Here is a 17,989-nt window from a genome sequence, read left to right on the forward strand (position 1 = left end):
TGCGTTCCTTTTCCCCTGCTGCGTACGACGGTTATTCGTGCCGCGGCGCGCGCGGCGCATTTCGACGGTCCGGCTGACAGCGCTTCGGCAGCCAGACCGGCGCCGTGAATCAGGCCGCCGATTTGGCTCGTTGCAACAAGGGTGCCAGATATCTGCCGGTAAAGCTCGCCTTCGACTTCGCAACCTGCTCCGGCGTCCCCTGGGCGATGATCTGCCCGCCGCCGGCGCCGCCTTCCGGACCGAGATCGATGACCCAGTCGGCGGTTTTGATTACGTCGAGATTATGCTCGATGATTACGACAGTATTACCCTGATCGCGCAATCGATGAATCACTTCGAGCAAAAGCGCGATGTCGTGGAAGTGCAAACCGGTCGTCGGCTCGTCGAGGATATATAGCGTCCGACCGGTATCGCGCTTGCTCAGTTCCAGCGAAAGCTTGACGCGCTGGGCCTCGCCGCCCGATAGCGTCGTCGCGGACTGGCCGAGCCGGATATAGCCGAGACCGACGTCGAGCAGCGTTTTCAGCTTGCGCGCCACCACCGGCACCGCCTTGAAGAACTCGTGCGCGGCCTCGACCGTCAGGTCCAGCACTTCGCTGATGTTCTTGCCCTTGTACTGGACTTCCAGCGTCTCGCGGTTGTAGCGCTTGCCGTGACACACGTCGCAGGGCACGTAGACATCCGGCAAAAAGTGCATTTCTACCTTCAGAACGCCGTCGCCCTGACAGGCTTCGCAACGGCCGCCCTTCACGTTGAACGAGAAGCGGCCGGGGTCGTAGCCGCGCTCCTTCGCCGCCGGCACGCCTGCGAACAGTTCGCGAATGGGCGTGAACAGTCCGGTGTAAGTGGCCGGATTGCTGCGCGGCGTGCGGCCGATCGGCGACTGATCGACGGCGATCACTTTGTCGAAGTGTTCGAGACCTTCGATCGACTCGTACGGTGCGGGCTCCGTCGCCGAGCCGTACAGATGCTGCGCGACCGCGTGCTGCAGCGTGTCGTTGATGAGCGTCGACTTGCCCGAGCCGGACACTCCCGTCACGCAGGTCAGAAGTCCGACCGGCAAATCGAGCGTCACGCGCTTCAGATTGTTGCCGTACGCCTCGACGATGCGCAGCATGCGCTCGTCCGGCGCGGTGCGCTCGGCGGGATAGCTGATCGTGCGCTTGCCGGACAGATACTGCCCGGTAATGGAATTCGCGTCCTTTTGCACCTGCACCGGCGTGCCTTGCGCGACGATCACGCCGCCGTGCTCGCCCGCGCCCGGTCCCATGTCGACGACGTAATCGGCCATGCGGATCATATCCTCATCGTGCTCGACGACGATCACCGAATTGCCGATATCGCGCAGATGCTTGAGCGTGTCGATCAGCCGGTCGTTGTCGCGCTGATGCAGGCCGATCGACGGCTCGTCGAGCACGTACATCACGCCCGTAAGGCCGGAGCCGATCTGCGACGCGAGCCGGATGCGCTGCGCCTCGCCGCCGGAAAGCGTCTCCGCGCTGCGTTCCAGCGACAGATAATCCAGCCCGACGTTGTTCAGAAACGAGAGCCGCGCGACGATTTCCTTGATGACCTTGTCGGCGATTTCGCCCTTCGCGCCCTCCAGACGCAGCGTCTGGAAATAGCCGAGCGCATCGCGTAGCGGCCAGCCGCTGATTTCATAGATGCCGCGCGCCTGTTCTTCTGCGCCGACTTTCACGAAGCGCGCTTCGCGCCGCAGACGCGTGCCTTCGCACGCCGGGCACGGCTGATTGTTCTGGTATTTCGCGAGTTCTTCGCGCACCGCCGCCGAATCGGTCTCGCGATAGCGCCGCTCCAGATTCGGGATGATGCCTTCGAACGCATGCTCGCGGACCGACGCGCGCCCGCGCTCGTTAATGTACGAAAACGGAATCGCCTGCTTGCCCGAGCCGTACAGAAGAATCTTGCGCACTTTCTCGGGCAGATCCTCGAACGGCGCGTCGATTTCGAATTCGTAGAATGCCGCGAGGCTCTGCAGCATCTGGAAATAGAACTGATTGCGCCGGTCCCAGCCCTTTACCGCGCCCGCCGCGAGCGACAGCGACGGATGCGCGACCACGCGCTTCGGATCGAAGAACGTGATCTGTCCGAGACCGTCGCATTCCGGGCACGCGCCCATCGGATTATTGAACGAGAAAAGACGCGGCTCCAGTTCCGGCAGCGAATACGAGCAGATCGGACACGCGAATTTCGAGCTGAAGAGCTTCTCCTTTTCGGTGTCCATTTCGAGCGCGATCGCGCGGCCGTCGGCGAGACGCAGCGCGGTTTCGAACGATTCCGCGAGGCGCTGCTTCATGTCCGGCCGCACTTTGAGACGATCGATCACGACGTCGATCGTGTGCTTGTCGTTCTTCTTGAGCTTCGGCAGCGAATCGACTTCGTAGATTTTCGCGACGCCTTCGTTCGCCGTGCCGCCGCCAGAGCGGATGCGAAAGCGGATGAAACCCTGCGCCTGCATTTCCTCGAACAGCTCGACGTGCTCGCCCTTCCGATCCGCGACGACCGGCGCGAGGATCATCAGCTTGGTTTCTTCAGGCAGCGCGAGTGCGGCGTCGACCATTTGCGAGACGCTTTGCGCCTCCAGCGGAATCAGATGATCCGGGCAATACGGCGTGCCGACGCGCGCGTACAAAAGACGCAGGTAATCGTGAATTTCAGTGACGGTGCCGACCGTCGAGCGTGGATTGTGCGACGTGGCCTTCTGCTCGATCGAAATGGCCGGCGACAAACCTTCGATCAGATCGACGTCCGGCTTTTCCATCAGCTGCAAAAATTGCCGCGCATACGCCGAGAGGCTTTCCACGTAACGGCGCTGGCCTTCCGCATAGAGCGTGTCGAACGCGAGCGACGACTTGCCCGACCCCGACAGCCCCGTGATCACGATCAACTTATGGCGAGGCAAGTCGAGATTGACGTTCTTCAGATTGTGGGTGCGAGCCCCACGAATACGAATTTCTTCCACGAGTTCGTTCCGGCGTTTTTCGGGTGCTTTCGGATGTTTTCAGCGGCGCTTTCATCTGTCCGGACGGGCCACGAAGCCATTGCCGGGCGGAAAGAGAGGGGGCCAAACCTGCTACTATAACGACTTTTAAAGGGCGCAGCGCCCGAGCCCAAGGGCCGGATGCGCGTCGATCGGCCGGCGCGGGGGCTTGCCGGCCAAGTACGGGAGAGCGCCGACGCATCGAGCGGCGCGCTTTTAGCCGTGCGATTCCATATAGTGCCGTTTCGAGCAAGAACAAGGCGGCCGCGCCTGGCTGCGCCGCAGGCCAGGCCAGACGCGACCCTCATCCTTTTCCCGTTTCTGATGTCCAATCCGTCTGCCACGTCCACACGTCTGTCTGCGCCGGAGTTGCGCGCGACCGTGTCGCTCGCTGCCATCTTCGCGCTGCGCATGCTCGGTCTTTTCATGATCATGCCGGTGTTTTCGGTGTACGCGAAAACCATCCCCGGCGGCGACAACGTGCTGCTCGTCGGCATTGCGCTTGGCGCCTACGGCGTCACGCAGTCGATGCTCTACATCTTCTACGGCTGGATTTCCGACAAGCTCGGGCGCAAGCCGGTCATCGCGTTCGGCTTGCTCGTCTTCGCGGTGGGCAGCTTCGTCGCGGCCGCCGGGCATTCGATGACGTGGATCATCGCCGGGCGCGTGATCCAGGGCATGGGCGCCGTTTCGTCTGCGGTGATCGCGTTCATTGCCGATCTCACGCACGAGGAAAACCGCACGAAGGCGATGGCGATGGTCGGCGGCAGCATCGGCGTGTCGTTCGCGGTGGCGATCGTCGGCGCGCCGATCGTGTTCCACTGGGTCGGCATGAGCGGGCTTTTCACGGTGATCGGCGTCCTGTCGATCCTCGCGGTGGGCGTGGTGTTCTGGATCGTGCCCGATCCGCCCGCGCATCCGGTTCACGTCAAGGCGCCGTTCGCGGAAGTGCTGCACAACGTCGAGTTGTTGCGCTTGAACTTCGGCGTGCTCGTGCTCCACGCGACGCAGACCGCGCTTTTCCTCGTCGTGCCGCGCATTCTGGTGGACGGCGGGTTGCCGGTCGCATCGCACTGGAAGATTTACCTGCCCGTGATGGCGCTCGCGTTCGTGCTCATGGTGCCGGCCATCATCGCCGCCGAGAAACGTGGAAAAATGAAGAGCGTGATGCTGAGTGCGATCGGGCTTATCCTGATCGGCCAGTTGTTATTGGGCGCGGCTCCCCATACGCTGTGGTCCGTGGCAGCCATTCTGTTCGTGTACTTTCTCGGCTTCAACGTGCTGGAGGCGTCGCAGCCGTCTCTGGTGTCGAAGCTTGCGCCGGGCACGAGAAAGGGCGCGGCGGCGGGCGTGTACAACACGACGCAGTCGATCGGCCTTGCCCTCGGCGGGGTGATCGGCGGCTGGCTGCTGAAGCTCGACGGGCCGAGCGCGGTTTTCTTCGCGTGTTCGGCGCTGGTGTTGGCGTGGCTCCTCGTCGCTGCATGGATGAAGCCGCCACCGCGCAGAACAGAGCGCGCGGCCTGAGAGAAATTGGAATCATCGAATCGAGCCGACAGGGTGCAACCGAATCCACGTCTGAAGACGAGATCGGTCCAATCGCATCTTTCGGCTGACAGTTAGCAAGGAATCTACCGGAGAAATCATGGCATCAGTCAACAAGGTCATTCTCGTGGGCAATCTGGGCGCCGACCCGGAAACCCGCTACCTCCCGAGCGGCGACGCCGTGGCCAATATTCGTCTCGCGACGACGGACCGCTACAAGGACAAGGCCTCCGGCGAATTCAAGGAACTCACGGAGTGGCATCGCGTGGCGTTCTTCGGCCGGCTCGCCGAAATCGTCAACGAATATCTGAAGAAGGGGTCGTCGGTTTACATCGAAGGGCGTATTCGCACGCGCAAATGGACCGATCAATCGGGCCAGGAGCGCTATTCGACCGAAATCGTCGCGGATCAGATGCAGATGCTCGGCGGTCGCGGCGGCGCCGGTGCCGGCGATGATGGCGGCTACAGCCGCAGCGCGCCGATGGATCGTTCGGGCGGCGGTGGCGGCGGCGGCGGACGCGCGCCCGCGGGCGGTCGTGCGAGCGGCGGCTCAGCAGGCGGCGGTTCCAGCCGCCCGAGCGCGCCGGCAGGCGGCGGCTTCGACGACATGGACGACGATATCCCGTTCTAAAGAATCACCGACAATTCGCGCATCGGAAGATGGGCCTCTGGCTGAATCAGCCGAGGCCCATTTTTTTTGAGTCGGCGAGGCGCTTCCTGATTGCGGTGTGATCGATTGCTCGCGCCGGAGCCTATTCAGCGCTCGGCGCCTGATAGTCGCGCTCGTACGCCATCAAGTGCACGCCAACTATTCCGCAGTCTAATCGGATTTATCCTATGGCCTGCAAATTGGTCACATTCTATTTTTGAGGCGATTATCCGAGAAAATAAACGCAGTCTTTATTTGCTTGTCGTCATCTAATTGAGGTTTTTGAAGGTTTGCGGTTTATGTGTTTCTGGTAAACGCGAATCGGAAAGCCGTGCTTAATCGTGCCGCGTGGATTAATCCGTTGCGCGCCGTTGCAGCCCACAAGCATTTTCACCGAGACCAAGAATAACCGGGGGCCTCTTGAAGCTTCGAATAGTACTGGCTGACGATCATCCTTTCGTTCTCCTTGGGATGAAGGCCATCTTCGCCGCCGCAGACGGATTAGAGGTCGTCGGCGAGGCAAATAATGCGAGCACTTTGTTGGCAGAACTCGCGGTCAAGCCGTGCGATGTGCTGGTCACGGACTTCGCCATGCCCGAGCCGGGAGCGGATGCAAATGACGGTCTCCGTCTCATTCGCAAGGTACGCCAGGATTTCCCCGACCTCTGCATCGTCGTGCTCACAAGCGTGAGCAACGTCGCGATTTTGCGCTCCATCCTGAATGCCGGCGCGATGAGCCTCGTTAACAAGGCCGAACCCATCGAACTCGTGGTGACGGCCGTGCGGCATGCGAGCGTCGGACGCCGTTTCGTGAGCGCCTCGTTTGTCGCGGCGCTTGCGGAAGCGGGCACGGAGACCGAATTTTCGCCGGAGGAGCCGCGCCTGTCCGTGCGAGAGATCGAAGTCGTCCGCCTGTTTGCCAAAGGCCATTCGATTACCGAAATAGCAAAAGAACTCGATCGCGATGTTCGCACGATCAGCCGTCAGAAACGTGATGCGATGAATAAGCTAGGCGTAAGAAACGATCCCGGGTTATTCGCGTTTGTGCGCGCACGCGGATTAGGATGAGTTTTTGGCGCACTGAAATGGTTTCGGATGCATCTTATGTATCTAAATTTTTCGATGCCGGATGATCGACCTTCTCTTTTTTTGGATGTGAATTCTGGTCCGCAGGACTAGAAGGGGTTTGAGGCAATGGAGTTCTGGAACGGGAACCAGGTGTTCTCGCACGCTAAACGGATAAGGCTCGCAATAGCGGATGATCATCCTCTCGTCATCCTCGCCGTCGAGCGACTCGCTGGGAATTTTCCCAATGTAGAGGTGGTAAGTCGTCACGCTAATTCGACCCAACTCGAAGAGTCGCTTGCTCGCGGCGAGTGCGACGTCGTCGTCATCGACTATTTCATGCCGGGCGGACGTTACGGCGACGGCGTCGAGCTGATTCAGCATGTGGCGAACCAGTATCCGGAGGTCAGGATCGTCGTCATGTCGCGCAGTGGCGACGCCGCGCTCGTCAAGCAGGCGCTGGAAGCGGGAGCCCACGCGTTTCTAAGCAAGGAAGACCGGCTCGAACTGATCTACGTCGCGATTGTTTCGGTCATCGCCAATGAAACCTATCTTGGGCCCGCAATACGCCGCACGCTCGCGCTCGCGGATTCCGAAAGCCACGCGCGTTTCATTCGTCAGCGGCTCACGAGCCGCGAACTGGAAGTGATCGAGCGCTATGCACGCGGCGCGAATGTCACCGAGATCGCGAAGGAACTCGATCGCAGCGTGAAGACGATCAGCGCCCAAAAATGCGCGGCCATGCGAAAGCTCGATTTATCGACAGACGCGGATTTGTATCGATTTATCGCGGACAGTGGCTTGATCTAGACGCATCGCATAGCGCGCACGCCGCGCAAGCCCTGAGGCCAGCAAGAACGCATAACAGAATGAGAACAAGAACGCCGAAACGCGCCATCGTTGCGGATGACCATCCGGTCGTCATCAAGGGTATTCAAACCCTGCTCGAGCGAGATGGCGCGGTGCGCGTGGTCGCCACCGCGTGCGACACGCTGGAACTTGCCGAAGCAATCGATACCACGCCGTGTGACTTCATCTTCTCCGACATCGGTATGCGCGGTATCGACGGGGAAAGCAGCTCGATCACCTTTCTCAGGCGTCTGACCTGGCAGGAAAAGCGGCCGAGGATCATCGTGCTCACGATGATCTGCCAAACGCGAATGCTGGCCGGGCTCGTTCAGCTGGGCGTAGACGGCGTGATCGACAAGCGCGACGGACTCGAATGCCTGCACGACGCGATACCCGTCACTGAAGCCGGCGGCTGTTTCCTCTCCCCAACCGTGGAGGCGGCCGTGCGCCATTTGCCTGCGACATCGCCGGCGCGCGTGGGCGTACTGAGCCGACGCGAATGGGAGGTTTTCCAGCTCTACGCTCGCGGTCTTCTGGTCCATGAGATCGCTGAGCACTTCGGACGAAGCCGCAAGACGATCGCGACGCAGAAGCGTGCCGGCATGCGCAAGCTGGGACTCGATAGCGAGGAGGAGCTGGTCGCCTACTTTCAGCAAGTCGGCCTGGTCTGAAGTGGTGTAGCCGTCGCCGATGCCCGGTTTAGGAGCAAATTGGGACGGTTCTGATTCGATCCTGATACGCAGCGGCTCAGACTCAAGACATTTGCACTCGACAGGCAAGCACGAAGCGCGGCGACTCGTAGCGGTCAAAAGCCGTGAATCGGCGTCATCGAGATCTTGCTCAGACGGCGCAGCAACGGTCCTTGCCGCGCCGGCCCGCATCCGAAGGATTCGAATTGAGATTTCTGTTCGCGCGTTGTTTGCTCCTTTTCAGCCTGATCGCGCCATCGTTCGGCAATGCGGCCGACCCGCATGCCTACGCTTCCCAGCCGACTTCTGGACTTCGAAAAAATACAAACGACGCAACGGCCAGCGTCCAACTCGATGAGCCCGAGCGCGGTTATTTGCGCACGCTGAATCCGATCGCCGTCGGCTTGATAGAAGCGTCACGCGGTCGTCCGGATCAGCCGCTTCAGCCGCCGGAAGTCGCGCTCGCCAAAATCGAGCAGTCCCTCGGCGTCACGTTCGAGCCGAAGCGATTCAACGACTGGCCCACGGCCGCATCGGCGTTTCAACGCGGCGAAATCGAAATGATCGTCGCACCGAGCCCGCCCGGAACCTTGAACTACGCGATGCATTCCGAGTTGCAGCCGCTCGACCTGTTGATCAAGCGGGCGTTCAGGCAAGCCGAGACGCAAGCCGTCGCCAGGCAGGCGGCATCCGCGACCACGCATATCTCCGCGTTGCGCTTGCTGCCTGCGCTCATCGGCATCGCAGCCGTCTTGTTCGTGACGCTGCGCGCTTTCGTCCGATTGCAGCAGGAAATGGGACGGCGCATGGAGACCGAGCAGCGTCTGGCTACGCAACTCAGTTTCCAGCAGACCATGATGGAGGTGGTGCCGTATCCCCTCGTCGCGAAGGACATGCAGAATCGCTACATCGCGGTGAATCGTGCCTTCGAAGAAGCGCTCGGCGTTCGACGCGGAGACGTTCTCGGACGCACGAGCGTCGAAGTCACGGCGTGGGGAGACGCGCACAGCCGCGTGCTTCACGAGTTGACCAGCACGACGCTCAAAACGGGTCAACGTCAGGAAGTCGAAGCGGAATTTGCCGACAACAGCAATCACTCGCGCTGCGGGCTTTTCTGGACGGGCGCGTTCAATGCGTCGAACGGGGAGCGAGCGGGCGTCGTCGGCACGATGATCGACATCACCGATATTCGCGACGCCGAAACGCGCGCGCGGCAAACCGAGCGGCGTCTTCACGACGTGACGCGATCGCTGCCGGCGGTCGTGTTCCAGTTGCGCCGCGCGAGCGACGGCACGTACAGCCTTCCTTATATCGATGGCGATACGCGTCAGTTGCTCGGTCTGGACGTCGCCGCTCTGGCCGACGATCCGATTCACGCGCTGACGCACGTCCACGACGAAGACAGCGCCCGGCTTCTCGCGGAAATCGAAACTTCGGCGCGGACACTCGAGCCGCTGCACACCGAGTTTCGTTCGACGGTGGAAGGCGTGCACCGCTGGATTCGCGCGGATCTCGTCGCGCACCGCGAAGACGACGGCGCCGTGGTCTGGAGCGGCTATTGGGCCGACGCGAGTGTCGAGCACGCCCGCGCCGACGAACTCGCCCGCGCGCGCGACGCCGCCGAAGCCGCATCGCGCGCGAAGGACGACTTCCTCGCGATGATGAGTCATGAAATCCGTACGCCGATGAACGGCGTGCTCGGGCTCGTCGAAGTGCTCGAAAATACGCGTCTGAACCCCGACCAGTCGCAAATGCTCGGCATGATTCAGGATTCGGCGAGCGCGCTCCTGCAGATTCTCGACGATCTCCTCGACTATTCGAAGATCGAGGCCGGCAGGCTGACGATCGAGTCCACGCCGATCGATTTGCGCGAACTCGTCGATAGTGCGGTGGGCCTGCTCGCCGCAAGAGCGCACGAAAAGGGCCTGCGCGTGCGCGTCGACGTGGCGCCCGAAGTGGCCGCGGCGGTCAGGGGCGACAGCGTGCGGCTCAGGCAGGTTCTCTTCAATCTTATGAGCAACGCGATCAAGTTCACGATCAAGGGCGATGTCGCGCTGCACGTTCGCGCGGTCGAGCACACCGAGTCGGCGCAGGTGATCGAACTGTGCGTGAAAGACACGGGCATCGGGATCGCTCCGGACGCGCAGCGAAGCCTCTTCGAGCCGTTCGTGCAAGCTGAAACCTCCACGACGCGGCGCTTCGGCGGCACCGGGCTCGGCCTGACGATCTGCAATCGTCTCGTCGCGCTGATGGGCGGCGCGATGAGCCTTGAAAGCGCGCTGGGCGTCGGCACGGCAATGACCGTTCGTCTCACGATGCCCGTCGAGACCTTGCATTATCAGATCGACGGATTGCGCGGCAAGCGAGGCATCGTGGCGATCGACGACGATCGCGTCGCGGCGGCCCTCGTGCACTATGGCGAGGCGCTTGGTCTGCAATTGCTGCGCTACACGCCCGACGAACTCGCGCGATCAGAACACGAGTTGCTCGAAGACATCGAGATCGTCTTTCTGAGCGATACGCACAAGCACGCTTCGCCATCCGCTTCGCGTGTGATCCACGTAACCGAAAAGCCGAAGCCGACGGGATACCGCATTCTCGAAGACGACATCCGCGTGAGCGTCAATCCGATTTCATGGCACGGCCTCGGCGCGGCCTGCGTCGCCGCATTGACAGGCATGCCGCAGGTCGCATCGGGCGTCACGCATTCGCACGAAGCGAAGATGGTGGCGCCCGACCGGGAAGACGCGCTGCGCAGCGGCAGGCTCGTGCTCGTCGCCGAAGATCATCCGGTGAATCAGGAGCTGATCCGAAATCAGCTTACCCTGCTGGGTTTCGCGTGCGATGTCGTGCACGACGGCGCCGAGGCATACGCTGCCCTCGCTGACACCCGATACGGATTCCTGATTACCGATTGTCACATGCCGAACATGACGGGCTACGAACTGGCTCGACGCATCCGTTCGGATGAAGCCGGCGCGTCGCGTCGCTTGCCGATCCTCGGCGTCACGGCGAGCACGGCGCCCGACGAATTGCGCAAGTGCCGTGAGGCGGGCATGGACCACTGTCTCGTGAAGCCGACCCGGCTCGCTACCTTGCGGGAGCATCTGAACCGATGGTGGATCACGAATAATCCTGCGCCCGAAGCCGTTACACATTCCGCTCAGGGAACCGATGTGCCGGCCCGCGACGATGACGAACTCGATCTGAGCGCCATGGCGCAACTATGGGGCAGCGAAGCGACCGTCAAGGCGTTGCTCGATGCGTTCGTGTCGTCGTTCCGCGAGGATCTCGTGGCGCTTCGGCAATTGCTCGATCGCGGCACGGTCGATGATCTGCGGGACTGGCATCATCGCGTCGTCGGGGCGGCGAGCGTGTTGCAGTATCGGCCGCTGCTCGGCGCGCTGGAGGAGTTTCGTCGCGATCTGCATGTGAAATCGCGCGACGTGCGCCGTCGCGAGGGACTTGCGTTGATCGCGCGATGCGAGCAGCTCGTGGACCGTATCCACGCGCAAGGCGCCGCAATTCTCTAACCGGGCGCTTTCTTATTCCGTAGGTGTGCAGGGACTCGCATCGGCGAGTTCGCCATCGCGGAAATAGGCGAGCGCGAAATCGACGAACGCGCGTGTCTTGGCCGAAACGTGCCGGCGTCCGGGGTAGACGATGGACACTTCCTTGTCAGCGTCCTTGAGCGTATGGCCGGGCAGCAGTCGCACGAGCGAACCCACCTCGATATCCTGCGCCACGTAGCTCTCCGGGAGCACCGCGATTCCCATTCCGGAAAGCGCCGCCTGCCGCAGCATGTGCGAACTGTTCACGCTGTATGCCGGATCGAGTTCGACGCTTTCCGTCTCTCCCGACGGTCCGATGAAGGACCACGTCGATCCATGGATATCCGAAGACGGCGCGAGAAACTCATGTGACGCCAGCGATGCCGGCCCGACGGGCGCGCGGCGTTGCGCCAGATAAGCCGGTGCGGCGACGAGCACCGCCGCGACTCTCACCAACGGGCGGTTGATCAGCATGCCGCTGTTCACGAGATGCGGCACGACGATGCCGACGTCGAAGCCCTCCGCGACGAGATCGACCGGACGATGCAGCAGCGTCAAGCGCAACTTCACGTTCGGGTATCGCTCGCGAAATCCGCGCAGCATTGGCGTGAGTCCGAGCAATGAGAATGATGCCGACGCGACGAGCTTGAGCGTGCCCGAAGGGTCGACCGAACTGTTCCCCACTGACGCTTCGATCGTCTCGATCTGTTCGATCACTGCACGGCAGCCGTCCGCATAGGCGCGACCGGCCTCGGTTAGCGACACGCTGCGCGTCGTGCGGTTCAGCAAGCGCGTGTTGAGATGCGCCTCGAGCAACGAGACGTAGCGCGTTATCACGGCGTTGGATAGATCGAGCGCGTTGGCGGCACGGCCGAACGATTCGGTTTCCGCCACTTTCAGGAAGACGCGCATCGCCTGGAGTTGATTCATTGAGCGATCGATGTGAGAAGCGCATTTCGAACGCTTCGAGTATGCCGATAAATGCCGGCGTCTAAAGCGCGGCCTCGCGTGCGCGATGTTAGAGCGCGATGACATGCTGGGGAATCGGAGTGTTCTGATCGGAGACGAATGTCTCAATGCGACCACTGTGGCATGAACGCAACTCGTGTCCATAGGCGCGTTCGCACGGCGCTAATCGGATGACGCGTAAGTCCATGCGGCCTAAGCGTTAACCCATCCCGAAATTGAACTTTTCGAATTATTCGAAAAGGTTTTTGTGATTCCTTTGGCGGTTTCTCAAAAATAGCGGGCAATAAACTTTGCCGTGCCGAATATCGGTGCTGAACAAGACGAGCGAAGACGGGAGTCCGAACTCGACAGGCGTTTGGCCTGAAGCAACCCATCGAGTCTCAAGACTCAAAGGAATACACATGAAAAAGACTCTGATCGTAACGGCCGTTGCCGCTCTGGCCGGTTCGTTCGCAACTGCTGCAAGCGCGCAAAGCAGCGTCACGCTGTATGGTCTGGTCGATGCGGGCCTGACGTACGTCAACAACGTGCAAGCTCCGTTCGGCGCAGGCTACGAAAAGGCAAGCGCGTGGGGCGTGACCAGCGGCAATCTGCAGAACAGCCGTTGGGGCTTGCGCGGCGCTGAAGACCTCGGCGGTGGCATGAAAGCCGTCTTCACGTTGGAAAACGGTTTCAACATCGCGAACGGCACCAGCGATGGTCGCCAGTTCGGCCGTCAGGCTTACGTCGGTCTGTCGATGGCGCAAGCGGGTACTCTGACGCTCGGTCGTCAGAACGACGCTGTTGCTGACTATCTCGGCCCGTTGAGCGCGACCGGCTCGTGGGGCGGCACGTACTTCGCGCACCCGGGCGATCTGGACAATCTGGACGGTAACGCTTTCCGCATTAACAACTCCATCAAGTTCGTGAGTGCGAACTATTCCGGCCTGTCGTTCGCTGGCGCATACGGCTTCTCGAACACCGCGGGCAGCTTCGCCGCGAACCGTGCATACAGCCTCGGTGCGGGCTATGCGAATGGTCCGTTCAAGTTCGGCGCGGCATATACGCAAGCGAACGGTTACAACTCGAACAACGTCGGCGCGATCACGGAGGTTCCGGTAACGCTGTTCACTCCGGCCGATCAAGACACAGCACGCGTGCGTACGTTCGGTGCGGGCGGTAGTTTCACGACCGGTGCTATGACGTTCGGTCTGGTTTGGACGCAGATCCGCCTCGACAACAATAGCAACGCCGCGCTTGATTCTTCGTCGATTACCAATAACTACGAGATCAACGGCCGCTACGCACTTAGCCCGGCACTGTCGGTTGGTGCGGCTTACACCTTCACGTACGCCAAGACCGAAGTTCCGCTGGAGGAGTCCAGGCGCGTTCGCCGTCACCAGTTCGGTTTGCAGACGGACTATGCATTGTCCAAGCGCACCGACATCTATGCTGAAGGCGTTGTGCAGATCGCGAGCGGCGGTGGAGACGGCGTGTACCCGCGCGCTGCTATCAGCGGCGCAGGCGACGCTTCCTCGAGCAGCCGTCAGGTTCTCCTGACGACGGGTATCCGTCACCGCTTCTAAAGCGGTTTGAGCAGTACCAAGCTGTTGTAGCTAGCTAGAGAAGGGCGCCGCGAGGCGCCCTTTTCGCATTGGCGCGCCCGCTTTCACCGAAGAGAAATGCGTCACGCATTTGAATTGATCTACCATGGCGATGCGGTCCTACCAGCAAAACGCGCACTGACCGCGACCAGGAGAGCAATGATGATCTCGACATGCCGACCACATGTCCGCTGGATACCCATTCTGCTGCTCGCGACGCTCGCCGCGAGCCCCGCTCACGCCGACTCCGTCGCGCTAAAAGCGAACCTCCAGCCTTCGAGCGAAGTTCCGCCGCGCGTGAGCAAAGGCCACGGCATCCTCGACGCCACTTTCGACACCGACACCAAAGTGCTGACTTGGACCGCGACTTATGCGGAGCTATCGGGTCCGGTGACGATGGCGCATTTCCACGGCCCCGCGCCGGTCGGGCAGAACGCGAAGGTGCAAGTGCCCGTCGACAAGAAAGCGCTCGCGAGCCCGATGAAAGGACAAGCGACGCTGACGGACCCGCAAGTCACCGATCTCATGGCGGGTCAGTGGTATTTCAATATTCACACGCAGGAGAACCCGACCGGCGAGATACGCGGTCAGGTGGTGCCTGTCGATTGACGCTCGGCGACGATGAGTTGGCAAAGCGCCTTCGCGTGCTGGGTCGTAGCGAAACGCGTGCGTCCGCACAGCGCGCATCCCACGCTCGACGTCGAACTCGCGCGCGACTACGCGTCGCGCCGGCTCTGGTCGCCGCGCGTGCCGAAAGGATGGCGGCTCGACATCCGCGAGACAATCGGCGATGCACCGCTGCGCGGCGAATGGCTCATCCCGCCGACAACGCCGCGCGCAACGATTCTTTATCTGCACGGCGGCGGTTATTACTTTTGCTCGCCCCGCAGTCATCGAGCGATTACGTTCGGATTGGCGACCCGCGCGAATGCCAGCGTTTTCTCGCTTGATTATCGTCTTGCGCCGGAACATCGCTTTCCAGCGGCGCTCGACGATAGCGTCGCGGCCTATCGTCGGTTGCTCGAAAACGGGGTGCCGGCGCAATCGATCGTCATCGCGGGCGATTCCGCGGGCGGCGGCCTCGCGCTCGCGACGCTTCTCTCGCTGCGCGGCGCAGGCGATCCGCTTCCGGCCGCAGCCGTGCTGTTTTCACCGTGGACGGATCTGACGTGCAGCGGCGAGTCGATGCGAACCAACGACGGCCGCGATCCGATGTATCACGCGTCGGCGTTTCCCAAAGTGGCCGAGCAATATCTCGGCGCGGCGGACGCGCGCAATCCTTACGCGTCGCCCGTTTTCGGGGATTACGAAGGCTTGCCGCCGCTCTTCGTCCAGGCCGGCGATACGGAATTGCTCCTCGACGACGCCACCCGCGTCGCAGCCAAAGCGCGCGCGGCGGGCGTGCGCGTCGAAATGGAAATCTGGCGCGGCGTGCCGCACATCTTCCAGATCTGGGCGCCGTTCATGCCCGAGGCGCGCGAAGCGCTCGCGCACGCCGCCGCATTCATCGAATCGACGGCGGCGGCGACGAATGCTCATCGCCCGCCCATGACCTCGATCGTCTGATACGCGCGCTCGACCGCCGACGCGCCGTATCGACGCTCGAGTCTGCGCACGGTGAAGTGCCCATGCGCCATCTGCTGGAAATGGTCGATGAACACGGTGTTGACCATCGCGCCGAGCACCGCGCCGATCGCCGGAATCGACTTCGCCGCGACCTGCTCGCTGACCTGCACCGAAAACCGCGATGCGACCGTCTGCAGGAACTTGAGCAGCGCCGTCGATCCGTGACTGCTCAGACCCTTGGCAGCGATCTCGTTTGTCGCGCGCGAGACCGACTGCGCAAGCGCGCCGCGCACGATGAAATAGCCGAGATCGGCGTTGTCGTCGTCGGTTTTGGTGCCGCCCATTCCGAGCACCATCATGCATTGCAATTGCGCCTCGACTCGATGCACGTCCTCGCCTTCGCTGCGCGCGATATCGCAGATCGAGCGGAACATCAGCGTCGTCGTGACGGGCAACTCGACAGGCAACGCGAACAGTCCGAATGCGCCGCCCGCCGCGCCGGTCGTCGCGACGGCGAGTTTGTGCATCAGGTTGTGCGGCTTGTCGGGCGGCGGCGCGAGTAGCGAATCGGAGGGCGCGCTCTTGCCGAGCGTGCGCAGCGCGACCTGAAGGCATTTCTTCAGCGCGAGCTGCGTCGCGTCGTCGACTTTTTCCTGCGCGGCGGCCGGCAAGCGGCCCATCAGCTTTTCGATGGGCGCGCCGACGACACTCGCCAGCTTCATCGTCAGCGACGGGCTTTCCAGCAATTCCTTCGCGCGGGCAAGGGCCGCGAAATCTTCGGTCGTAAGCGGCGAGGTGATGATCGGCGTCGGTTCCATGCGAGGGTTCTATCCGGGAAAAGGTAAGTTGACACGCAGAATTAGAGTGCGCGCCCGTGCTATGATTCCATTTCCGTTGACTAGTCAATCATTGCGCTTACAAAGATGGCCGTTCATACAGCCGCGCATCATTCCAGCGGGCAGGTGCTGCCTTTTCGCGAATCCCTCATGGCGATGCTGGGCGTTTCGTTCGTCACGATGCTCGTCGCGCTCGATCAGACTGTGGTCGGCACCGCGCTGCCGACGATCGTCGCGGAGCTTAAAGGCTTCGATCTCTACGCGTGGGTCGCCACGTCGTATCTTCTGACTTCCGTCATCACCGTGCCAATTTTCGGACGCCTCGGCGATTACTACGGCCGCAAGCCGTTCGTGATCGCGTCGATCGTCGTGTTCACCGTCGCCTCCGTGCTGTGCGGGCTCGCCAACAGCATGATGTTCCTCGTGCTCGCGCGCGGCTTGCAAGGCATCGGCGGCGGGATGCTCGTCGGCACGGCGTTCGCGTGCATCGCCGATCTTTTCCCCGATAACGTCGTGCGCCTGCGCTGGCAAGTGCTGATGAGTTCCGCGTTCGGCATCGCGAACGCGGTCGGGCCGTCGCTCGGCGGCTTCCTCACGCAGTATTACGGCTGGCGTTCGGTCTTCTACGTCAATCTGCCGGTGGGCATCGTGTCGCTCTTTTTCGTGTGGCGCTTCCTGCCGCATCTGCGGCACGTCGCGCATGAAGGCAAGATGCGCCTCGACTGGCCGGGCGCCGCGCTGATCGCGGTGGCGCTCGGCGCGCTGCAATTGTTCGTCGAAATGCTGCCGAAACACGGCTTCGGCGCGGAATCCGTCGCGCTGCTCGCGATGAGCGTCGCCGCCGGCTTCGCGCTGTGGAAGTGGGAAATGCGCTGCGATTACGCGATCCTGCCCATCGACATGTTTCGCAACAAGGCGCTCGCCGCGCTCTTCACGCTCGCGATTCTCGGCGGTTTCACGATGTTCTCGCTGCTCTTCTATGCGCCGCTGCTGTTCCAGGGCGGCTTCGGCATGTCGCCGAAGGACGCGGGCATGATGATTACGCCGCTCGTCGTGTTCATCACGATCGGCAGCATCGTGAACGGGCGCATCGTCACGCGCCTGAAGAACGCCAATCTGATGCTGTACGTCGGTTTCGCGCTGCTCGCGGTGTCGTGTCTCGGCACCGTCGTCGCGACGCACAACATGCCGCGTTCGCTGCTGCTCGTCGTCATGCTGCTCGGCGGACTCGGCCTCGGCTTCGTCATGCCGAATCTCACCGTGTTCGCGCAACAGACCGCGGGCCGCGCGCATCTGGGCATCGCGACGGCGCTTTTGCAGTCGCTGCGCATGATCGGCGGGATGATCGGCACCGCGCTCACCGGCACGCTCGTCGCGCATCTCTATGCGAGCGGCGTGAATCTCGCGCTGGAAAAAGATCACGCGATGCATTGGGCCGCTGATCTCTCCGATCCGCAAATCCTCATCAATCGCGAAGGTCAGGAGACGCTGCTTGCGCAACTGAGCGCGGCGGGGCATAACGGCGCGATGCTGCTCGAAGCCGCGCGCGAAGCGCTCGTCGCCGCGATCCACATTGGTCTCGCGCTCGCGGCGGTGATCGCGGTGGTGTCGTTGTGGCAGTCGCGCCGCGTTCCGCCGGTGCGACTGAAAGGGCCGCAAGAGCCGGTCATCCTCGCCGAATGATAG

The 17,989-nt window shown here is 62.0% G+C and carries 14 protein-coding genes; 10 read left to right on the forward strand and 4 right to left on the reverse strand.

Annotated elements, in window-relative coordinates:
• Positions 1-109: 109 nt before the first annotated feature.
• Positions 110-2,983, reverse strand: a complete 2,874-nt coding sequence (gene uvrA, locus NCT05_RS02465) for an excinuclease ABC subunit UvrA (RefSeq protein WP_034470549.1) — start codon at positions 2,981-2,983, stop codon at positions 110-112.
• A gap of 342 nt (positions 2,984-3,325) precedes the next feature.
• Between uvrA and NCT05_RS02470 the strand changes: the two genes are divergently transcribed.
• The 5 genes from NCT05_RS02470 (at position 3,326) to NCT05_RS02490 (ending at position 7,780) form a co-directional block, all read left to right on the forward strand.
• Positions 3,326-4,528: an MFS transporter gene (locus tag NCT05_RS02470; RefSeq protein ID WP_250433623.1), complete on the forward strand. Its 1,203-nt coding sequence runs from the start codon at positions 3,326-3,328 to the stop codon at positions 4,526-4,528.
• A gap of 118 nt (positions 4,529-4,646) precedes the next feature.
• Positions 4,647-5,177, forward strand: a complete 531-nt coding sequence (locus NCT05_RS02475; protein ID WP_008351662.1) for a single-stranded DNA-binding protein — start codon at positions 4,647-4,649, stop codon at positions 5,175-5,177.
• A gap of 438 nt (positions 5,178-5,615) precedes the next feature.
• On the forward strand, positions 5,616-6,263 hold the full coding sequence (locus NCT05_RS02480; RefSeq protein WP_034470552.1) for a response regulator: 648 nt from the start codon (positions 5,616-5,618) through the stop codon (positions 6,261-6,263).
• Between the two features lie 126 nt (positions 6,264-6,389).
• On the forward strand, positions 6,390-7,070 hold the full coding sequence (locus NCT05_RS02485; protein WP_033536541.1) for a response regulator: 681 nt from the start codon (positions 6,390-6,392) through the stop codon (positions 7,068-7,070).
• Between the two features lie 59 nt (positions 7,071-7,129).
• Complete coding sequence (locus NCT05_RS02490) at positions 7,130-7,780, forward strand: response regulator (protein WP_250501694.1); 651 nt, start codon at positions 7,130-7,132, stop codon at positions 7,778-7,780.
• A gap of 134 nt (positions 7,781-7,914) precedes the next feature.
• Here the strand turns inward: NCT05_RS02490 and NCT05_RS02495 are convergent, their stop codons facing one another.
• A complete protein-coding gene (locus tag NCT05_RS02495) occupies positions 7,915-8,082 on the reverse strand; it encodes a hypothetical protein (RefSeq protein WP_250433626.1) in 168 nt (55 codons plus the stop codon).
• A 90-nt stretch (positions 8,083-8,172) separates the two neighbouring features.
• Between NCT05_RS02495 and NCT05_RS02500 the strand changes: the two genes are divergently transcribed.
• Positions 8,173-11,331, forward strand: coding sequence for an ATP-binding protein (locus NCT05_RS02500; protein ID WP_250501695.1), 3,159 nt, complete (start codon positions 8,173-8,175; stop codon positions 11,329-11,331).
• A gap of 12 nt (positions 11,332-11,343) precedes the next feature.
• On the opposite strand, the gene NCT05_RS02505 is transcribed toward NCT05_RS02500, so the two are convergent.
• Entirely contained in the window at positions 11,344-12,279 is a 936-nt protein-coding gene (locus NCT05_RS02505) for a LysR family transcriptional regulator (protein WP_008351657.1), read from the reverse strand.
• 440 nt (positions 12,280-12,719) lie between these two features.
• Here NCT05_RS02505 and NCT05_RS02510 point away from each other — a divergent pair, with 440 nt between their 5' ends.
• The 3 genes from NCT05_RS02510 to NCT05_RS02520 all read left to right on the forward strand — a co-directional run bounded on the left by NCT05_RS02510 (position 12,720) and on the right by NCT05_RS02520 (position 15,467).
• Positions 12,720-13,883 carry a porin gene (locus NCT05_RS02510; protein WP_250501696.1) on the forward strand — a complete coding sequence of 388 codons (1,164 nt, stop codon included), beginning with the start codon at positions 12,720-12,722 and terminating at the stop codon, positions 13,881-13,883.
• Between the two features lie 180 nt (positions 13,884-14,063).
• Complete coding sequence (locus NCT05_RS02515; protein WP_250433905.1) at positions 14,064-14,510, forward strand: CHRD domain-containing protein; 447 nt, start codon at positions 14,064-14,066, stop codon at positions 14,508-14,510.
• Positions 14,511-14,522: 12 nt separating this feature from the next.
• Positions 14,523-15,467 (forward strand): alpha/beta hydrolase, encoded by a 945-nt coding sequence (locus NCT05_RS02520; protein WP_250501697.1) that lies wholly within the window; start codon positions 14,523-14,525, stop codon positions 15,465-15,467.
• On the opposite strand, the gene NCT05_RS02525 is transcribed toward NCT05_RS02520, so the two are convergent.
• Complete coding sequence (locus NCT05_RS02525) at positions 15,437-16,285, reverse strand: EcsC family protein (RefSeq protein WP_008351653.1); 849 nt, start codon at positions 16,283-16,285, stop codon at positions 15,437-15,439. The genes NCT05_RS02520 and NCT05_RS02525 overlap by 31 nt on opposite strands.
• Before the next feature lie 105 nt (positions 16,286-16,390).
• On the opposite strand from NCT05_RS02525, the gene NCT05_RS02530 reads away from it, so the two are divergent.
• Positions 16,391-17,986 (forward strand): MFS transporter, encoded by a 1,596-nt coding sequence (locus NCT05_RS02530; protein ID WP_175979783.1) that lies wholly within the window; start codon positions 16,391-16,393, stop codon positions 17,984-17,986.
• The last annotated feature ends 3 nt before the right edge of the window (positions 17,987-17,989 follow it).

Origin of the sequence: Caballeronia sp. AZ7_KS35, from assembly GCF_023631045.1 — a bacterium.
Taxonomy (GTDB): domain Bacteria; phylum Pseudomonadota; class Gammaproteobacteria; order Burkholderiales; family Burkholderiaceae; genus Caballeronia; species Caballeronia zhejiangensis.